Origin of the sequence: Endozoicomonas sp. SESOKO2 (genome assembly GCF_024606245.1) — a bacterium.
Taxonomy (GTDB): Bacteria; Pseudomonadota; Gammaproteobacteria; order Pseudomonadales; family Endozoicomonadaceae; genus Endozoicomonas_A.
Window position 1 is genome coordinate 1 of the sequence record NZ_JAHHPQ010000757.1, and the last position, 3,662, is coordinate 3,662.

1 protein-coding gene and 1 pseudogene are annotated in these 3,662 nt (G+C 40.6%); one reads left to right on the forward strand and one right to left on the reverse strand.

Annotated elements, in window-relative coordinates; all coding sequences use genetic code 11:
- The coding region (locus KDK17_RS17995; protein ID WP_257288714.1) for a hypothetical protein at window positions 1-3,130 on the forward strand (3,130 nt) is incomplete at its 5' end.
- Here KDK17_RS17995 and KDK17_RS18000 read toward each other — a convergent pair.
- A pseudogene (locus tag KDK17_RS18000) lies at window positions 3,127-3,282 on the reverse strand (IS5/IS1182 family transposase); the annotation flags it as partial. The gene KDK17_RS17995 and the pseudogene KDK17_RS18000 sit on opposite strands and share 4 nt — an antisense overlap.
- Window positions 3,283-3,662: the final 380 nt, after the last annotated feature.

Consider the following 3,662-nt stretch of genomic DNA (forward strand, 5'->3'; position numbering starts at 1 on the left):
TGCAAATCCTGAAAAAGCAAAAAGAACCGTAAACGCAGCCAGACAACCAAAAGACTTGAAGCCGGGCATCAGAGTATCAAATGAGGTATTCAATAAAATAATACATGCCCAACATTTATTTCAACTGGATAACAACATTATTAAGGAAGTCAGATTAATTCAGGCAAATCCGGAAAAATTTTTACAACAGGTAGAAAAACAGATCTCGGCATTCAAAAAAGCTGTAGTAAAAAATAAAAACCCAACAAACGAGCTGGGACTGGGCTATTACTACTTTCTCAAGGCACTGGCCATGATGAGGGCCAAAATGTCAGATGATGACAAAACTATTGAGTTGTCGTTTAGCCCGCAAGTCATGTTCAATGCCAAAAAGATAAAAGAGACCATTTTGCATTCTGAAAACTTCTACTTCCCTTATGCCAGAATGCTCTTGCTGTTTTTTGAATATGCCACGAAAGGAGAGCTTCTGGTAACATTATCAGCCTGTGCCTCTGCATTCTCCGGAGTGTCACAGTCTATTGAGATTTTATTAGAGTCGGAGTCGCATTCAGCGGTTCTGACCGGAGTGTTACTAAAGTGGCTATTGCTGATTCCCAAGCCTTTCGAACTGAAACTAGCGTTTGAAGCAGACACCTACCTAAAAAATCCACAAAGCAAAATTCCAGGCAGAGTAACACCTTCCATACGTCTACTCAGAGAGTTTTTGGAGCAACTTCCGGCGAAAGGCTCTGATGGTGCAGTTGATCTTATTTTAGCTCGAATAGACGAGACTTTTATAAATCCCCTATATCTGCCATACGAACAGCATGAACACGCAGAAGCGATAGCAGCAGTGCTAGCGGCAGTGGAAACTGCGTCAGTGAAAGCGCAAAAGGCAAAGCAAGTAATAGCAGAAATTCGTGTGCAAACACAAGAGCATGCGAAAGCGGTAGATGAATTAAACACGGCATCGATCGCGTTAGCGAAAGCAAAAACAGTTGCAGAAAAATTCGAAAAAGTGGAAGCAAGAGAGTCATTGGAAGCGATAAAGGAAGAGGAAGTGAAAGTCAAAGGGGGCAATACAGCAGAAACGCAAGCAGAAGTAAAATTAAGATTGGTACTGAGCCTTGCAACGGGTCGAATGGACTTACTTAAATTTTATAGTCTGGATCTATCTCCAATTATCATGCGTTTTTCTCTACAGGACTTTATTGCACCAAGTTCATTGAATGCCATATTCCTCAAAGAAAAAAAGGAGCAACTCACTAAGGATATTGATCCTGAGAATCGGGCTTTGGCAGATATCATAAAACTTGCTTTTCATCTGCTTGATGTATCACCAGAAGAAAAGCCCGTTTTTCCTCATCTTAAAGCCCTTCCCCTCAATGACCAAGCCAGTTTGACCGTCCATCATTTTGGCCATGACTTACAATTTCTAACAAAGTTAATTAGCTTGTTTCCTGAACTGGCTACCAAGGATGAGTCACAATGGTACAACGTCTTTTTTCTGATTCACGAGTACACGATCAGGCGAATCGGTGAAAATCCGGAAAAGGCAAAAACACTCCAGAGCCATTCAGAAGATTGGCAAAAAAAACGCAATTGGTTTGAAAAGCATATATGGCATATGCCAGTCGAGACGGATGATAGTCATTTAATACCAAAGGACATCGACTCTGCTTTCTTTGACAGTGCCAGCTTGAAAAAATTCAAAGATGGAGACGAAGGTATCTTTATTCTTGCTATTCAGCAAGCCAGAAAAGTTGGCTACCAGAAATTAATGCAGCAGTTAAAGCAATATGAAAATAAATTAGATGATGAATCATTACAGATGACAGGCTGGATTAATTGCCTGGCTGGATTGACGCTTCTTGAGGCGGAAATAAGTTCTGACTCCCGGCGGATAGTATTAACCGATCGCAAAAGTTTTCTGGAGAGTGCTTATGAACATTTCATGAAAGCACGTATAACTGGCTTCCATTATGGCGGTTATCTGGAATCACTGGTGTTTATGCGGCTAGCAAATCACTATCAGTATTATCAGGACGAAACATCAGCCCCCCAACAAAAAGACTCAATCTATAAGCCTGTTATTCAATACGTATCGACCAAAAAACCGGAGGAAAAGTTATTTATTGAAGCGGGTAAGATTATTACGGAAATTTTACCCGGGTTGATAGCGAGCTCTATGTGTGGAGTACGTTTTGCGGCTGAAGCAGCCATCAGAATCTTTACTAATGAACGGTTTAACCTTCTGCATATCCCACAGGCTGGCTGGCCGACAATACTCACAAAATATTTTTTACTTGCCAATACAAACTACCACATCCAGTTTGTGTTCAGCAATGATGGCTCTGAAGCTGAAAAAGAGTTATTCCCCAAAATAAATAACCCAGATAGTATTGAGAGAATACTTCTGAAACCACTTGAGGAAATAAGAAAGCTAAGCATTAAAGAAAGACCAGAACAATATGGTATTTTCCTGGACAGTGAAATCAAAAGTAGTGGCAGACCAGAAAACATCAAGAAATATTTAAGCCTTGTCAAAGCTTTTATAATAGGTAAACCCGAAGTACTTGATATATCATCCGAGGTAAGAGCCTCTGATATTGATCAATTATCAGAGAATATTACAAGCTATGAGCTAAGCCGGAGTGACTTCATAACGTCGTTTGAAGCGCTGCAGGAAACACCACAAACTCAAACCGGCTTTGACGAATTCATTTACAATCTGCCCCAACTGGAATCTCATCCGAACTATGGGGCTATAAGTAATGCTCTGTTGAAGAAACATCGCACAAAATCAGCCTTGATTCACTATTATTTATGGGCTTACGAGACCCTCGATGAAAGCTGTGACAACGAACGCAACCTGTTCTGGGATACAGTAATGGCTGAGAAGATTGAAAAAAATGAACAAATGAAAACAGCCTTTTTTACACTTCTGGCAACCGCCGATCTAACGGTTATGTACGATGATAATCGGGAGGCCATGAGCACCGCATTCAAACAGTACGACAGAGATCTTTCTGTCTGGTTGGCCTTTTTTCACTCGATCTCAGCCAATTCCGCCCGCCTTCTGGGAGAGAAACATAATGCAGATTTCCATATGAAGCATCTTTTAAAACAAAAAAAAATACTAAGCCGTTAAGACGTTGTCCATAATTGACTCAGTAAGAGTAACAAGAAGCCCAAATGCGTAAATTGAAGACTTGTGTTCAGTTTACGCTCAGTATTTTTCCATAAATAGCGGCAGTTTTCTAACCAGAAAAATGAGGTTTCAACGAAACAGCGCTGCGGGATTCCGTACCAAAACTTTACAGCCAATGAAATAGAAGTCCCATCGTAAACTTTTCCATCTATTTTTGACTACAACAGAAACCCCGTTGACTGTTATGCCTATTACCTACAGAGCCATTCTTGCCACATCCTGAACCCACTGCTATTTTTCCTCAGGCTCCATAGGAATCAGAACAATTCATTCAATCAATACAAATAAAAACGGTTGTTTAACAGGTCAACTCTGATTAACAAATTAATAATTATCAAATGGGATCTATGTCAACTCTATGCTTGTTTGTCACAGAAGACTGTTAAGATTTCTCTTTTTAACGCTGCTATTCATGAATGCAATGAAGGTACAAACAGGCCACGCCGCCAGCTACCAGGATGGCCCCCGGAGT